Here is a 14,830-nt window from a genome sequence, read left to right on the forward strand (position 1 = left end):
TGGAAGCTCAGACCGGCACGACCGGCTCTTCGCGCAGCATGCCGTCGCGCAAACGCACGATGCGGTCGCAGCGCGCCGCAAGCTCGGGATCGTGCGTGACGATCACGAAGCTCGTATCGAACTGGTCGGAGAGTTCGAGCATCAGGTTGAAGACGGTATCCGCCGTCGCGCCGTCGAGGTTGCCTGTGGGCTCGTCGGCGAGCACGCATGCGGGCTTCGTGACGAGCGCGCGCGCGATCGCCACGCGCTGGCGCTCACCGCCCGAAAGCTCGCCCGGCCGGTTGCGCGCGCGATGCGAGAGGCCCACGCGTTCCAGGATCTGCATCGCCTCGGCGCGCGCGGCTTCCTGCGTCATGCGGCGAATGCGCAGCGGCATCGCCACGTTGTCGAGCGCCGAAAACTCGGGCAGCAGATGGTGGAACTGATAGACGAACCCGAGCGCGCGATTGCGCAGCTCGTTGCGCTCGCGCTCGGAAAGCTCGGTGAACGGCTTGCCGAGCACCGAGACCTTGCCCGCGCCCGGCTCATCGAGTCCGCCCAGCACGTGCAGCAGCGTGCTCTTGCCCGAGCCCGACGCGCCCACCACGGCGAGCTTTTCGCCGCGCCTCACCTTCAGATCGGTGTCGTGCAGCACCTGCACGGCGAGCGGCCCCTGGCCGAACACCTTCGACACGCCATGCGCTTCGAGCACGTACGGATAGTCGCCAGCCGCGGCGATAAGCGATTGACGGTCATTCATAGCGCAGCGCCTCCGCGGGACGAACCTTGGCCGCGCGCCAGCTCGGATAGAGCGTGGCGAGCGCGGACAACACGAACGCAATCGCGCCGATGCGCATCACGTCGGAAGGCACGAGCTCCGAAGGCAGCTCGCTGATGAAATACACCGAAGGCGGCAGGAACTGGATGCCGAGCAGATGTTCGATCGCCGGCACGCTCCATGGAATGCTCCATGCGATCAGACAACCGAGCGCAATGCCGATGCCGGTGCCCACGAAGCCGATCGTCACGCCCTGCACGACGAAGATCTTCATGATCGAGCCCGGCTGCGCGCCGAGCGTGCGCAGAATCGCGATATCGGCCTGCTTGTTGGTGACGGTCATGACCAGAGACGAAACGAGATTGAACGCCGCGACCGCGATGATGAGCGTGAGAATGATGAACATCATGCGTTTTTCGATCTGCACCGCCGAGAACCAGGTCTTGTTCTGCTGCGTCCAGTCGCGGATATAGAGGTCGCCCGAGAGCGTATGCACGAGCTGGCGCGCCACCGCCGGCGCGCGCTGCATGTCCTTCAGACGCAGGCGCACGCCGCTTGGCGCACCGAGGCGATAGAGCACTTCCGCGTCGCGGATGTTGGTGAGCGCGAGCGTGCTGTCGTACTCGTAGTGACCCGACTCGAACACGCCCATCACCGTGAACTGCTTCAGGCGCGGCAGCATGCCGGCCGGCGTGATCGAGCCCTCGGGCGCGACGAGCGTGACCTTGTCGCCCACCGTCACGCCGAGGTTCACGGCGAGATCCGCGCCGAGCACGATTCCGAAGCTGCCGGGCGTGAGGTCGTTCAAGCTGCCCGCCTTCATCTCCTTGCCGATGTCCGAAACCTGCGGCTCTTCGGAAGGCTCGATGCCGCGCAGCGCGACGCCGTTCACGCTGTCACCGCGCGTGAGCAGCGCCTGAGCGTCCACGTAAGGCGCCGCGCCAATGACTTCGGGATTGGTCTTCGCTTCCTTCGCGGTGAGCTGCCAGTCGGGCATCGTGCCCGTGGGCGAAAAGATCTCGATGTGCGCGAGCACGGAGAGCATGCGGTCGCGGACGTCGCGCTGGAAACCGTTCATCACCGAGAGCACGACGATCAGCGCCGCGACGCCGAGCGCGATGCCCGACATCGAAATGAGCGCGATGAACGAGATGAACCCGTTACCGGTCGTGCGTTTGCCGGCGCGGGTGTAGCGCCAGCCTATCTGCCATTCGTAGGGAAGTTTCAAGCGAATCCTTTTTGCGTCTTCGTTGCGTTCCGGCGCCGTATTGACCCTGGGGCCAGTGCGCGGGACGCCCCGGAAATATCGTGCCGGGTCGGGCGGCGATCAACCGCGAAGTTTGCCACACTGGCGACCCTCCACGGACATTCGGCAGACTTTCGGCGGCGTTCCCACGAACTTTCGCGCGTGGGAAGTGCCCAGCCCGCAGGCCCGCCCTCTCCTTCGAGCCACATTTCGTCCACAAGTGCCGTTGCACGAGCATAACGGGGCAATCCGGGGCCGTCGCGGCACGCCCGAGGGCCGCCCGGCGTGTACAGCGCCGAAGTACAATGCGCACCATCATGCCCGCCGACCGACTCCATCTCCTCGTCCCCTTTGCCTTACCCTCCGCTGCGGCCGCGTCCACCGCGCTCGCGGGCCTCGAATACCCGGCGCTCGCGAAACTGGTTGCGCGCGCGACACTCGGCGAGCAGGTGATCGGCGAGGACTTCCAGCGCACGCTGCCCCACGAGCGCTGGGTTGCGCGTCAGTTCGGCGCGCTCGGTCCCGCGAGCGCGAACAACGTGAAGCCAGCGAAGGCCGCGGACGACGAAGCGCCACTTGCGCCCTACATGCTGCTCGCCGACGGCGGGACGCCCGGCGACGCCACGTGGGCGTGCGTGCAGCCCGTGCACGTGCGCATCGCGCACGATCATCTGGTGCTGATCGACCCCGCCTCGCTGGAACTCGCTGACGCCGACGCCGCCACGCTCTACACCGTCGCCCGCCCGCTGATCGAAGAACTGGGCGTGCGCGTCGAAGCCCCGACGCCGCAGCGCTGGTATCTCTCCTCGGATGCGTTCGGTACGCTCGCGGGCGCCTCGCCCTTGCGTGCGAGCGGCCGCAACATCGAGATCTGGCTGCCGCACGAGGCCCATTCGGGCCAGCGTTCGCGCGCCTGGATGAAGGTGCAGAACGAAGTGCAGATGGCGTGGTTCGAACATCCCGTGAACGAAGCGCGCGAGGCGCGCGGTCTGCCGTCTGTCAATTCGATCTGGTTCCACGCGCAAGGCGAGATGCGCGCCGTCACGAGCCCGTATGCGCGCGTCTGCTCCGATGCAGCCGCCACGCGTGGCCTGGCACTCGCCGCGAAGACGGAAGTAGGCGCCGCGCCCGCGACCTTCGCAGCACTCGCAGCTTCGCTCAACAACGGTTCGGGCACGGGAGCGACGCTCGTCGAACTCGATCCGTTTTCAGCAGCCTTCATCCAGCAGGACTGGGGCCGCTGGAACGCCGCGTTCGCGCAACTGGAGCGCGACTGGTTCGCGCCCGGTCTCGCCGCGCTGCAAACGGGCGCGCTCGCCGCGCTCGACCTCACGCTGTGCGGCGACGCCGGCTCGGTCACACTCTCTATCACGCGCGGCGATCTGCGCAAGTTCTGGCGACGCCGCCTGTTCGCGTCGCTCTTTATCGAATGATCCCCGAATGAATTCTTCTTTCCGCGCTCACGCATGACCCAAATCGTCACCCGCGCCTGCTCGCCCGCCGACGCCGAAGCCCTCGTGCGCCACGGCCTGCATCCGGTGCTCGCACGCCTCTATGCCTCGCGCGGCGTCTGTCAGCCCGACGAGATCGAAACCGGCCTCGCGCGCCTCATCCCGCCTGTGGGCATGAAGGGCCTCGATGAGGCCGCCACGCTGCTCGCCGACGCGCTCGAAGCGGAGTGCCGCATGCTCGTGGTCGCCGACTACGACTGCGACGGCGCGACCGCCTGCGCCGTGGCCGTGCGCGGCCTGCGCATGTTCGGCGCGCAGATCGACTATCTCGTGCCGAATCGGTTCGAGTATGGCTACGGCCTCACGCCCGAGATCGTCGCGCTTGCCGCGCAACGCAAAGGCGGCCCGCCGGACATCCTGATCACGGTAGACAACGGCATCGCCAGCGTGGAAGGCGTAGAAGCCGCCAACGCGCTCGGCATCGAGGTGCTCGTAACCGACCACCACCTGCCCGGCGACACGCTCCCCGACGCGCGCGCCATCGTCAATCCGAACCAGCCGGGCTGCGAGTTTCCGAGCAAGTGCATCGCGGGCGTGGGTGTCATGTTCTACACGCTGCTCGCGCTGCGCGCGGAATTGCGCAAGCGCGGTGCGTTCAGCGAGACGAACCCCGAACCGCGTCTCGACGGCCTGCTCGATCTGGTCGCGCTCGGCACCGTCGCCGACGTCGTGAAACTCGACTGCAACAACCGCGTGCTCGTCGCGCAGGGTTTGCAACGCGTGCGCAACGGCCGCATGCAGCCGGGCATTGCAGCGCTCTTCCGCGCCGCGGGCCGCGACGCGAAAAGCGCGTCGGGCTTCGACTTCGGCTTTGCGCTCGGGCCGCGTCTGAACGCGGCCGGCCGGCTCTCGGACATGTCGCTCGGCATCGAATGCCTGACCACCGACGACGTGGGCCGCGCGTGGGAACTCGCCCAGCAACTCGACTCGATGAACCGCGAGCGTCGCGAGATCGAGGCGGGCATGCAACAGCAGGCGCTTGCCGATCTTGCCGATGTCGATCCGCAAGGCAAGGCTACGCTCACGCTGTTCAACGAAGGCTGGCACCAGGGCGTGATCGGCATCGTCGCGGGGCGCCTCAAGGAGCGTTTTCACCGCCCGTCGTTCACCTTCGCGCCTGCCGACGACGACGGCGAACTCGTGAAAGGCTCGGGCCGTTCGATCCCCGGTTTCCATCTGCGCGACGCCGTCGATCTCATCAGCAAGCGCGAGCCAGGTCTGATCCAGAAGTTCGGCGGCCACGCCATGGCCGCGGGCATGACGATCGCCGCCGCCGACGTGCCGCGCTTCGCCGCCGCCTTCGAGCGCGTGGGCCGCGAGTGGCTCACGGAAGAAGCGCTCGCGCGCACCGTCGAGACCGACGGCGATCTCGAAGACGCCTACTTCACGCCCGACTTCGTGGAGATGCTCGACGCCGCCGTGTGGGGCCAGGGCTTCCCGGCACCGGTGTTCTCGGGGGAATTCGAAGTGGCTTCGCAGGCGCTCGTGAAGGATAAGCACCTCAAGCTGCAATTGCTGCGCGGGCGCCAGCGCTTCAACGCGATCTGGTTCAATCACACCGAATCGCTGCCGCAGCACACCACGGTCGCCTACCGGCTCGTGCGCGACACCTGGAACGGCGTCTCGCGCGTGCAACTCGTCGTGGAGCACGCGGCGCTCTGAGTCCGCGCTGAGTCCACTCCAGGCGCCCAGGCGCGGACCCTCCGATGGTCCGCGCCGCCCTTGATCCGGGTGCAATCAGCTATAATTCAATGTTTTACACGCCGGATCACGACACAAATGGAAGCGGAACGTCTCAACGCGATCGAAGCTCTTTTGGCGGACCTGCGCACGCGCGCGGGCGAGCTACGGGGGTATCTTTGACTACGACGTAAAAGCCCGACGGCTCGTCGAAGTCAACAGCGAACTCGAAGACCCCAACGTCTGGAACGACTCGAAACACGCCCAGGGTCTCGGCAAGGAAAAGAAACTGCTCGAGGGCGTGGTGCACGTGCTCGACGGCATTGAGAACGACACGCGCGACACGCAGGATCTCTTCGAGATGGCCCGCGAAGAAGGCGATGAGGACACGCTCGTCGCCATCGAAACCGACGCTCAGGCGATCGAAGCGCGCGTCGCCGACGTCGAGTTCCGCCGCATGTTCGCGAATCCCGCCGACCCGAACAACGCGTTCATCGACATCCAGGCCGGCGCCGGCGGCACCGAGGCGTGCGACTGGGCTTCCATGCTGCTGCGCCAGTACGTACGCTACTGCGAGCGCAAGGGCTTCAAGACCGAAGTGCTCGAAGAGTCCGAAGGCGACGTGGCCGGCATCAAGAGCGCGACGATCAAGGTCGAAGGCGAATACGCCTACGGGTTCCTGCGCACCGAAACCGGCATTCACCGCCTCGTGCGCAAGTCGCCTTTCGACTCGTCGGGCGGCCGCCACACGTCGTTCTCGTCGGTGTTCGTGTATCCGGAAATCGACGATTCGTTCGAGATCGAAGTCAATCCGGCCGATCTGCGCATCGACACGTACCGCGCTTCGGGCGCGGGCGGTCAGCACATCAACAAGACCGACTCCGCCGTGCGTATCACGCACGTTCCGTCGGGCATCGTCGTGCAGTGTCAGAACGACCGCTCGCAGCACCGCAACCGCGCCGAAGCCATGGCCATGCTCAAATCGCGCCTGTACGAAGCCGAAATGCGCAAGCGCCAGTCGGAGCAGGACAAGCTCGAAGCGGGCAAGTCGGACGTGGGCTGGGGCCACCAGATCCGCTCCTACGTGCTCGACAACAGCCGTATCAAGGATCTGCGCACCAACGTCGAAATCAGCAACACCAAGGCCGTGCTCGACGGCGATCTCGACGCCTTCATCAGCGCGAGCCTGAAACAAGGCGTGTAAGCTTCCCGCACGCCACGCTCGCTGCAGAACACCGCATGCCGCCCTCTCCTGCTGCGCCGCCCGCAACGACCGCGAGGTGTGCGGCGCGCCGCAGGAACCGAAGTCCGCTTATCTGCGCGCGATGCGCGCCGTGTCCCGCGAAGGACCACGCCGGGGCCGCAGCCCCGAACACTCGCCGAAACACCTGCGAATCAAAGAACACCGAGCCATCATGACCGAACCGACCCAGCAGAACGCGCCCAGCGCCGCGCCCGAACTCGACGACAACCAGATCATCGCCGAGCGCCGCGAGAAACTGCGCGCGCTGCGCGAAGCAGGCGTCGCCTATCCGAACGACTTCCGCCCGACCCACCACGCCGCCGACCTGCAGCGCGACTACGCCGACACCGACAAGGACGCGCTCGAAGCCAAGCCGCTCGAAGTGGCGATCGCCGGTCGCATGATGCTCAAGCGCGTGATGGGCAAGGCGAGCTTTGCCACGGTACGTGACGGCTCGGGCCAGATCCAGTTCTTCATCACGCCCGCCGACGTGGGCGAGGCGACTTACGATGCATTCAAGAAGTGGGACCTGGGCGATATCGTCGCGGCAAAGGGCGTGCTGTTCCGCACCAACAAGGGCGAGCTTTCGGTGCGCTGCACGGAACTGCGCCTGCTCTCGAAGGCGCTGCGTCCGCTGCCGGACAAGTTCCACGGCCTCGCCGACCAGGAAATGCGCTATCGCCAGCGCTATGTCGACCTGATCGTTACGCCCGAAGCGCGACAGACGTTCCAGGCGCGCACCAAGGCGATTTCCTCCGTGCGCCGCTTCATGGCCGACTCGGGCTTCATGGAAGTCGAAACGCCGATGCTGCACCCGATCCCGGGCGGCGCGGCCGCGAAGCCGTTCGTCACGCACCACAACGCGCTCGACATGCAGATGTTCATGCGCATCGCGCCCGAGCTGTATCTCAAGCGCCTGGTCGTGGGCGGTTTCGAGCGCGTGTTTGAAATCAACCGGAATTTCCGTAACGAAGGCGTTTCACCGCGTCACAATCCGGAATTCACGATGATGGAGTTCTACGCCGCGTACACCGACTACGCGTGGCTCATGGACTTCACCGAGCAACTGATCCGCCAGGCCGCCATCGACGCGAGCGGCACCGCCGTGCTGACGTATCAGGGCCGTGAACTCGATCTCTCGAAGCCGTTCCATCGCTTGACGATCGTCCAGGCGATCCAGAAGTACGCACCGCAGTACACGAACGAGCAACTCGCCGACGCAGCCTTCCTGCGTGCGGAACTGAAGAAGTTCGGCGTGGATGCGAACCAGCCGGCATTCCTGAACGCGGGCGCGGGCTCGCTGCAACTGGCGCTCTTCGAAGAGACTGCCGAGTCGCAACTGTGGGAGCCGACCTACATCATCGACTACCCCGTCGAAGTTTCGCCGCTTGCTCGCGCCTCGGACACGCTACCGGGCATCACCGAGCGCTTCGAGCTCTTCATCACGGGTCGCGAGATCGCCAACGGTTTCTCGGAGCTCAATGATCCGGAAGACCAGGCCGCTCGCTTCAAGAAGCAGGTCGAGCAGAAGGACGCGGGCGACGAAGAAGCGATGTTCTACGACGCCGACTACATCCGCGCGCTCGAGTACGGCATGCCCCCGACGGGCGGCTGCGGTATTGGCATCGACCGCCTGATCATGCTGCTCACGGACAGCGCAAGCATCCGCGACGTGATCCTCTTCCCGCACCTGCGCCGCGAAGACTAACCGGAACCTCTGCCTGACGTGACGGGGCGCATGCGGTTCATACCGTATGCGCCCCGTTTCTTTGTGGCATCTCCGCGCACACGTTTGTAACCATCGGTAAAATCTCCCGGCTAACGCAACGGCTGAGACGGGTACGTCAATTGCACCCGTGTGGAAAACCGCACTGCGCAACGCTGCGCGACGATTGCGCTCTTTTCGCCGCCACGCCGCCGCAGCACAGGGTTACAAATTGAAACGCTCACAGAATTGGGTTGGCTCAAACTGCGTCTCACAAGAGAGCCAACTCTGCCAAAGACGGAGCCTGTCATGAACACCACCGATCCGACCACACCGAAACGCCGCCTTCACCCGCTTGTCGCAACCGCCGCGGCAGCCGTCATCGTCGCGAGCCTTGCGGCCACCGCGGCCATCACCGGCGTTTTCCCGAAAGCTTCCAGCACCGCCGAACAGAGCGCCCAGGTTCAGACGGGCCAGACGACCATGACGGCTTCACAGCCGCCGGCGGTCGACTCGACGAAGCCGGTGCAGGCCTCGCAATACACGCAGGACGCCCAGAATGCGCCCGCCGAGCCGCAGTCGGCGCCCCCACAAGCTCAACAGCAAGCGGCCGTGCCCGTCGCCCCGACGCAGCAGTATGGTCAACAGCCCGGCCAGCCGCCGCAGCCTTCGCAGCAGTACGCGCAGGAAGCGCCGCCCGCCCAGCCCGCATGTTCGACGTGCGGCACGGTCGTCGCGATTTCCGAGGTCAAGCAAGAAGGCCACGGCACCGGTATCGGCGCGGTGGGTGGCGCGGTGGCCGGCGGCGTGGTCGGCAACCAGTTCGGCTCGGGTAACGGCCGCACGGCCATGACGCTGCTAGGCGCACTGGGTGGCGGCTTCGCGGGCAACTCGGTCGAAAAGCACCTGCGCAGCACGACGAGCTATTCGGTGCGCGTGCGTATGGAGAACGGCAAGATGCGCTACTTCACGTATCACGAAGCCCCGCCGTTCCAGCAGGGCGAGCGCGTGCGCGTGGAGAACGGCACGCTGGCCGCGGGTTGATTGCGCTAAAGCCGGCAGCGCAATAAAAAAGGCGACTTGCCGTATTGGCAAGTCGCCTTTTTCCCGTCTGCTTCCCGGGCATGCCGGAAATCAGTAGTCCGCGTCTTCGATCCACGCAGCCTGGATCGCCTCGAGAATCTTCTCGTTCGAGCGCTCGGGGTCGTCGTCGAAACCGTCGAGCTGAGTGATCCAGCGGTGCAGATCGGTGAAGCGCACGTACTGCGGATCCACTTCTGGATGGGTGTCCGTCAAGGCCATCGCGATGTCCTGCGTATCGGTCCATTTCATGGCTGCGCGCTCCTCCTGGTGTTCAGTGGCTCAGTGGTTTTCCTTCGCGTGGTTGATCGAGTAACGCGGAATCTCGACCACCAGGTCGTCGTTCGCCGGCACGATGGCCTGACACGACAGCCGCGACGTCGGCTCGAGTCCCCACGCCTTGTCGAGGAGATCGTCTTCGTCTTCCTCGGACGGCACGAGCGCATCGAACCCTTCGCGCACGATCACGTGACAGGTCGTGCAGGCACACGACTTCTCGCATGCGTGCTCGATTTCGATGCCGTGTTCGAGCAGCGCGTCGCACACGCTCTCGCCCGGTTTGGCGTCGATGACCGCGCCCTCAGGGCACAGTTCGACATGAGGCAGCACCACGATTTGAGGCATTGTGATTTCCGTATCCAATAACTTTCATATCGGGCGCATGCCCCGCCTCCGACGGCGCATGTGCCCATTCTACTGTCGGTGCGCGCTCTGCCACATCGGGAAAGCACGCACGCGCGCGCCGTTTGCTAACGACGCGTTCGCCTTTAAGCTGTTGAGGTTTCAGCCGCGCTTTTAACCGCGCCTTTAGCCAATCTCGTCGAGCCTCTTGCCCGCCAGCGCGCGCTTGATGCCCTTGTCCATGCGACGCGCAGCGAACTCGTCGGTGCCTTCGGAAAGCGCCTTCGTCGCCGCTTCGATCGCGCCGGCGTCGTCGCCCTGCGCGACTTGCGCGAGCGCGGCGATCAGCACGCCGACTTGCGTGCGCTCGGCTTCGTCGAGCAGTTCGCCATCGGCGCCCAGAGCGGCGGTCGTCGCTTCGATGATGCGTTGCGCCTCGACCTGTGCCTCGCGCAGCGCGCGGGCGTGCATGTCGACTTCGGCGGTCTTGAAGCTGTCTTCGAGCATGCGGGCCACGTCGTCATCGGCGAGACCGTAGGACGGCTTCACCACCACCGACGCTTCCACGCCCGAGAGCTGCTCGCGCGCGAACACGGACAAGAGGCCGTCCGCATCCACCTGGTAAGTCACGCGAATGCGCGCCGCGCCCGCCACCATCGGGGGAATGCCGCGCAGCTCGAAACGCGCAAGCGAGCGGCAGTCGGCGACGAGCTCGCGCTCGCCTTGCACGACGTGAATCGCCATGGCCGTCTGGCCGTCCTTGAAGGTCGTGAAGTCCTGCGCGCGCGCGACCGGAATGGTCGAATTACGCGGGATGATCTTCTCGACGAGGCCGCCCATCGTCTCCACACCGAGCGAGAGCGGAATGACGTCGAGCAGCAGCCAGTCGTCCTCGCCGCCGCGGTTGCCCGCGAGCAGGTCGGCCTGGATCGCGGCGCCGAGCGCGACGACCTGGTCCGGGTCCAGATTCGTGAGTGGCGCCTGGCCGAAGTGCTGTTCCACCGCCCGGCGGATCACAGGCATGCGCGTCGCGCCGCCAACCAGCACCACGCCCTTCACGTCCTTCGCGGTCACCTTGGCGTCGCGCAGCGCCTTCTTCGTCGGTGTGAGCGTGCGCTGCACGAGCGCTTGCGTGAGCGCTTCGAAGCGCGGCTCGTCGATCGTCAGCGCGATCTGCTTACCGCTCGACAGCGTCGCCTCGATGCGCGCCTCAGGCGCGGACGAGAGCGCTTCCTTCGCATCGCGCACGCGGTCGAGCAACAGGCGCACGTCTTCGGGTGCGAGTGTCGCGCGCTCGATCCCGGACTGCTCCAGCACATATGCGAAGAGCGCGTGGTCGAAATCGTCGCCGCCAAGCGCCGAATCGCCGCCGGCCGCCAGCACTTCGAACACGCCCTTCGTGAGCTTGAGAATCGACAGGTCGAACGTGCCGCCGCCGAGGTCGTAGACCGCGTAGAGGCCTTCGGCGCCGTTGTCGAGTCCGTAGGCAATCGCCGCCGCAGTCGGCTCGTTGAGCAGACGCAACACGTTCAGCCCCGCGAGACGCGCTGCGTCCTTGGTCGCCTGGCGCTGCGCTTCGTCGAAATACGCAGGCACCGTGATGACGGCGCCGACGAGTTCGTCGCCGAGCGTGTCTTCGGCGCGCTGGCGCAGCGTCGCGAGAATTTCCGCCGAGACTTCGACGGGGCTTTTCACGCCGTCCACGGTCTGGATCTGCACCATGCCCGGCGCGTCGACGAAGTCGTACGGCGCGTTCGCCGCGCCTTCGACTTCGGACTTGCCGCGGCCCATGAAGCGCTTGACCGAAACGATCGTGTTACGCGGATCGGTGGCGGCTTGCGCCTTCGCCGTGTGGCCGATGCGACGGCCGCCATTCGCGAGATAGCGCACGACCGAGGGCAGCAGCGCGTGACCGTCTTCGTCGGGCAGCACGTCGGGCACGCCGCTGCGCACGGCCGCGACCAGCGAGTTCGTCGTGCCGAGGTCGATGCCGACGGCGAGTCGCCGCTGATGCGGCGCCGGCGCCATGCCGGGTTCGGAGATTTGCAGTAAGGCCATCTGTGTGATCTGCTTTTTAACCTGATGGGCGCGAGCGCCCGATTTCCGTTTCAGCCTTCGAGACGCTCGATCTGCGAGTCGATCTCGCCCGCCACGCGCTCGATGAACATGAGCTGGCGCACCGCCTCGGCCGCCGGCTGGTTCGAGCCGCTGTCGAGCAGCGCCGCGAGCTTCGTGAAGCGCACGCGTTCGTCGTCGCGCAGTTCACCCGCGAGCGCATCGAGTGCATCGACGTTCTTCGCGCCGACCGCGTCTTCGATCGCCTCGCGCCACTCCATCTGCTGCATGAGGAATGCCGGCTCCATCGCGGTGTTGTTCTCCGCGCCAACGTCGATACCGCGCAGATGCAGCAGATATTTCGCGCGCTTGAGCGGATCGCGCAGGGTCTGATACGCCTCGTTCGTGCGCGTGGCCCATTGCATGGCGATGCGCTTTTGCGCCTCGCCGGCCGCGGCGAAGCGGTCGGGATGCACCTGCGCCTGCACCGTTCGGTAGGCATGGTCGAGCGCGTTCGCATCGATCTCGAACTGCTCGGGCAGGCCGAACAGCACGAAGTGGCTATCGGAGAGCGACCGGGAAGGCGTGGAAGGCGTGCTCATCGGGCTGGAACGTTCTTGTGGGGGGCCATCAAAATCAAAAAGGCGGCACAGGCCGCCTTTTCACCGCAGGGCGCGGGCTCAAATGCGGAAGGACTCGCCGCAGCCGCACTCGTCCTTCACATTCGGGTTGTTGAACCGGAAGCCTTCGTTCAGGCCTTCGCGCACAAAGTCCAGCTGCGTGCCGTCGATATAGGCGAGGCTCTTCGGGTCGACGATGACCTTCACGCCGTGGCTCTCGAAGACGTTGTCCTCGGGTGCGAGCTCGTCGACGTACTCGAGCTTGTACGCCAGGCCCGAGCAGCCCGTCGTGCGCACGCCAAGACGCAGGCCCACGCCCTTGCCGCGACGGGTCAGGTACTTTTGCACGTGCTGTGCCGCTTTTTCAGTCAACGTAATTGCCATAGCATCTTCGCCGCGCCTCGCGCCGCCCGGTTAGGCTTTCGCCTTCCCTTGCGTCGCGACGCAACCCTGCTGCATCCAGAATCGTTAGTCCAAGGGCGCCGAGCTCCGGCGCCTTCCTGCATCCGCTGCTGCGCTTACGCCGCGTCAGCCTTCGCTTCAGTCGTGTGACGCTGGCGATAGTCCGCAACCGCGGCCTTGATCGCGTCTTCCGCGAGAATCGAGCAGTGGATCTTCACCGGCGGCAGTGCCAGTTCTTCGGCGATGTGCGTGTTCTTGATGTCGAGCGCCTGGTCAAGCGTCTTGCCTTTCACCCACTCGGTCACGAGCGAGCTCGAGGCGATCGCCGAGCCGCAGCCGTAGGTCTTGAACTTCGCGTCTTCGATCACGCCGTCCGCGCCCACACGGATCTGCAGCTTCATCACGTCGCCGCACGCCGGCGCGCCGACCATGCCGGTGCCCACCGCGTCGTCGTCCTTCGCGAACGAGCCGACGTTGCGCGGGTTTTCGTAGTGGTCCAGAACCTTGTCGCTATATGCCATGATCACACTCCTTCAATTCGTTGGCCGCGCTGCATGCAGTTGTCTGCTCGTTGCGCTGCGGCCGGTTCGTTATTCGATACTGACTGCGCGATGCTGCTTTAGTGCGCCGCCCACTGGATGGTCGACAGATCGATGCCGTCCTGGTGCATTTCCCACAGCGGCGAAAGCTCGCGCAGCTTGGCGATCTTCGTCTTCAGCAGGTTGATGACGTAGTCGACGTCCTGCTCCGTCGTGAAGCGTCCCACCGTGAAGCGGATCGAGCTGTGCGCCAGTTCGTCGTTGCGGCCGAGCGCGCGCAGCACGTACGACGGCTCGAGCGAAGCGGACGTGCAAGCCGAACCCGACGACACCGCCACGTCCTTGACCGCCATGATCAGCGACTCGCCTTCGACGAAGTTGAAGCTGATGTTCAGGTTGTGCGGGACACGCTGTTCCATGTCGCCGTTCACGTAGGTTTCGTCGATTTCCTTCAGGCCGCGCAGGAGCTTGTCGCGCAGCATGCGCACGCGCTCGTTTTCGGTGGCCATCTCTTCACGGGCGATGCGGAACGCTTCGCCCATGCCGACGATCTGGTGCGTGGCCAGCGTGCCCGAGCGCATACCGCGCTCATGACCGCCGCCGTGCATCTGCGCTTCGATACGCACGCGCGGCTTGCGGCGCACGTACAGCGCGCCGATGCCCTTCGGGCCGTAGGTCTTGTGCGCCGAGAACGACATCAGGTCGACCTTGAGCTTTTGCAGGTCGATGGGCGCCTTACCCGTGGACTGCGCGGCATCGACGTGGAAAATGATGCCCTTCTCGCGGCAGATCTCGCCGATCGTCCCGATGTCCTGGATCACGCCGATCTCGTTGTTCACGTGCATGACGGAAACGAGGATCGTGTCGGGACGCAGTGCCGCCTTGAACGCTTCGAGGTCGATCAGACCGTCGTCCTTCACGTCCAGATAGGTGACTTCGTAGCCTTCGCGTTCGAGTTCACGGCAGGTATCGAGCACGGCCTTGTGCTCGGTCTTTACCGTGATGATGTGCTTACCCTTGCTCTTGTAGAAGTGCGCGGCACCCTTGATCGCGAGGTTGTCCGATTCGGTCGCGCCGGAGGTCCAGATGATTTCACGCGGGTCGGCATTGACGAGCGCGGCCACCTGCTCGCGCGCTTCCTCGACGGCACGCTCCGCATCCCAGCCATAGGCGTGGCTGCGCGACGCCGGATTGCCGAACTGCTCGCGCAGATACGGAATCATCTTGTCCACCACGCGCGGGTCGACGGGGGTCGTCGCGCTGTAGTCCATGTAAATGGGCAGGTGGGGAATGTCGTTATTCATCTATCGCTCCGGGGAATCTTGTGTGCTGCGCTGTACTGTCTGTATTGCCAACTGCGGCGTTCTGTTC

General features: G+C 65.3%; 14 protein-coding genes. 5 read left to right on the forward strand and 9 right to left on the reverse strand.

The genetic code is table 11. From position 1 onward, the window contains the following. Positions 1-7 precede the first annotated feature (7 nt). Positions 8-739 (reverse strand): lipoprotein-releasing ABC transporter ATP-binding protein LolD, encoded by a 732-nt coding sequence (lolD, locus tag JMY28_RS17950; RefSeq protein ID WP_201697246.1) that lies wholly within the window; start codon positions 737-739, stop codon positions 8-10. Continuing rightward, the gene (locus tag JMY28_RS17955; RefSeq protein ID WP_201697247.1) at positions 732-1,985 is read right to left on the reverse strand and encodes a lipoprotein-releasing ABC transporter permease subunit; all 1,254 of its coding nucleotides are present in this window, start codon (positions 1,983-1,985) and stop codon (positions 732-734) included. Before JMY28_RS17955 ends, lolD begins: the two co-directional genes overlap by 8 nt. Positions 1,986-2,308: 323 nt before the next feature. On the opposite strand from JMY28_RS17955, the gene JMY28_RS17960 reads away from it, so the two are divergent. The 5 genes from JMY28_RS17960 (at position 2,309) to JMY28_RS17980 (ending at position 9,186) form a co-directional block, all read left to right on the forward strand. Beyond that, positions 2,309-3,436 (forward strand): regulator, encoded by a 1,128-nt coding sequence (locus JMY28_RS17960; RefSeq protein WP_201697248.1) that lies wholly within the window; start codon positions 2,309-2,311, stop codon positions 3,434-3,436. A 33-nt stretch (positions 3,437-3,469) separates the two neighbouring features. Further along, positions 3,470-5,176 carry a single-stranded-DNA-specific exonuclease RecJ gene (gene recJ, locus JMY28_RS17965; RefSeq protein WP_201697249.1) on the forward strand — a complete coding sequence of 569 codons (1,707 nt, stop codon included), beginning with the start codon at positions 3,470-3,472 and terminating at the stop codon, positions 5,174-5,176. Between the two features lie 117 nt (positions 5,177-5,293). Continuing rightward, positions 5,294-6,398 (forward strand): peptide chain release factor 2 gene (gene prfB, locus JMY28_RS17970; RefSeq protein ID WP_201697250.1). Its coding sequence is split into 2 segments (ribosomal slippage): positions 5,294-5,374 and positions 5,376-6,398, totalling 1,104 coding nucleotides; the frame shifts between segments, so codons are not numbered across the junction. A gap of 211 nt (positions 6,399-6,609) precedes the next feature. Continuing rightward, positions 6,610-8,145 (forward strand): lysine--tRNA ligase, encoded by a 1,536-nt coding sequence (gene lysS, locus JMY28_RS17975; RefSeq protein WP_201697251.1) that lies wholly within the window; start codon positions 6,610-6,612, stop codon positions 8,143-8,145. A 306-nt stretch (positions 8,146-8,451) separates the two neighbouring features. Next, positions 8,452-9,186: a glycine zipper 2TM domain-containing protein gene (locus JMY28_RS17980; protein WP_201697252.1), complete on the forward strand. Its 735-nt coding sequence runs from the start codon at positions 8,452-8,454 to the stop codon at positions 9,184-9,186. 90 nt (positions 9,187-9,276) lie between these two features. Here the strand turns inward: JMY28_RS17980 and iscX are convergent, their stop codons facing one another. From iscX to JMY28_RS18015, 7 genes are all read right to left on the reverse strand, one after another. Next, positions 9,277-9,474 (reverse strand): Fe-S cluster assembly protein IscX, encoded by a 198-nt coding sequence (gene iscX / locus JMY28_RS17985; RefSeq protein ID WP_028204168.1) that lies wholly within the window; start codon positions 9,472-9,474, stop codon positions 9,277-9,279. Positions 9,475-9,504: 30 nt separating this feature from the next. Beyond that, positions 9,505-9,846 carry an ISC system 2Fe-2S type ferredoxin gene (fdx, locus tag JMY28_RS17990; protein WP_158757575.1) on the reverse strand — a complete coding sequence of 114 codons (342 nt, stop codon included), beginning with the start codon at positions 9,844-9,846 and terminating at the stop codon, positions 9,505-9,507. 183 nt (positions 9,847-10,029) lie between these two features. Then, on the reverse strand, positions 10,030-11,901 hold the full coding sequence (gene hscA / locus JMY28_RS17995; protein WP_201697253.1) for a Fe-S protein assembly chaperone HscA: 1,872 nt from the start codon (positions 11,899-11,901) through the stop codon (positions 10,030-10,032). A gap of 50 nt (positions 11,902-11,951) precedes the next feature. Beyond that, positions 11,952-12,500 carry a Fe-S protein assembly co-chaperone HscB gene (gene hscB / locus JMY28_RS18000; RefSeq protein ID WP_110855599.1) on the reverse strand — a complete coding sequence of 183 codons (549 nt, stop codon included), beginning with the start codon at positions 12,498-12,500 and terminating at the stop codon, positions 11,952-11,954. 78 nt (positions 12,501-12,578) lie between these two features. Beyond that, the gene (gene iscA / locus JMY28_RS18005; RefSeq protein WP_201697254.1) at positions 12,579-12,902 is read right to left on the reverse strand and encodes an iron-sulfur cluster assembly protein IscA; all 324 of its coding nucleotides are present in this window, start codon (positions 12,900-12,902) and stop codon (positions 12,579-12,581) included. Positions 12,903-13,036: 134 nt separating this feature from the next. Continuing rightward, on the reverse strand, positions 13,037-13,441 hold the full coding sequence (iscU, locus tag JMY28_RS18010) for a Fe-S cluster assembly scaffold IscU (protein ID WP_134749113.1): 405 nt from the start codon (positions 13,439-13,441) through the stop codon (positions 13,037-13,039). A 98-nt stretch (positions 13,442-13,539) separates the two neighbouring features. Beyond that, entirely contained in the window at positions 13,540-14,763 is a 1,224-nt protein-coding gene (locus JMY28_RS18015; protein WP_201697255.1) for an IscS subfamily cysteine desulfurase, read from the reverse strand. Positions 14,764-14,830: the final 67 nt, after the last annotated feature.

Origin of the sequence: Paraburkholderia hiiakae, from assembly GCF_904848665.1 — a bacterium.
Taxonomy (GTDB): domain Bacteria; phylum Pseudomonadota; class Gammaproteobacteria; order Burkholderiales; family Burkholderiaceae; genus Paraburkholderia; species Paraburkholderia hiiakae.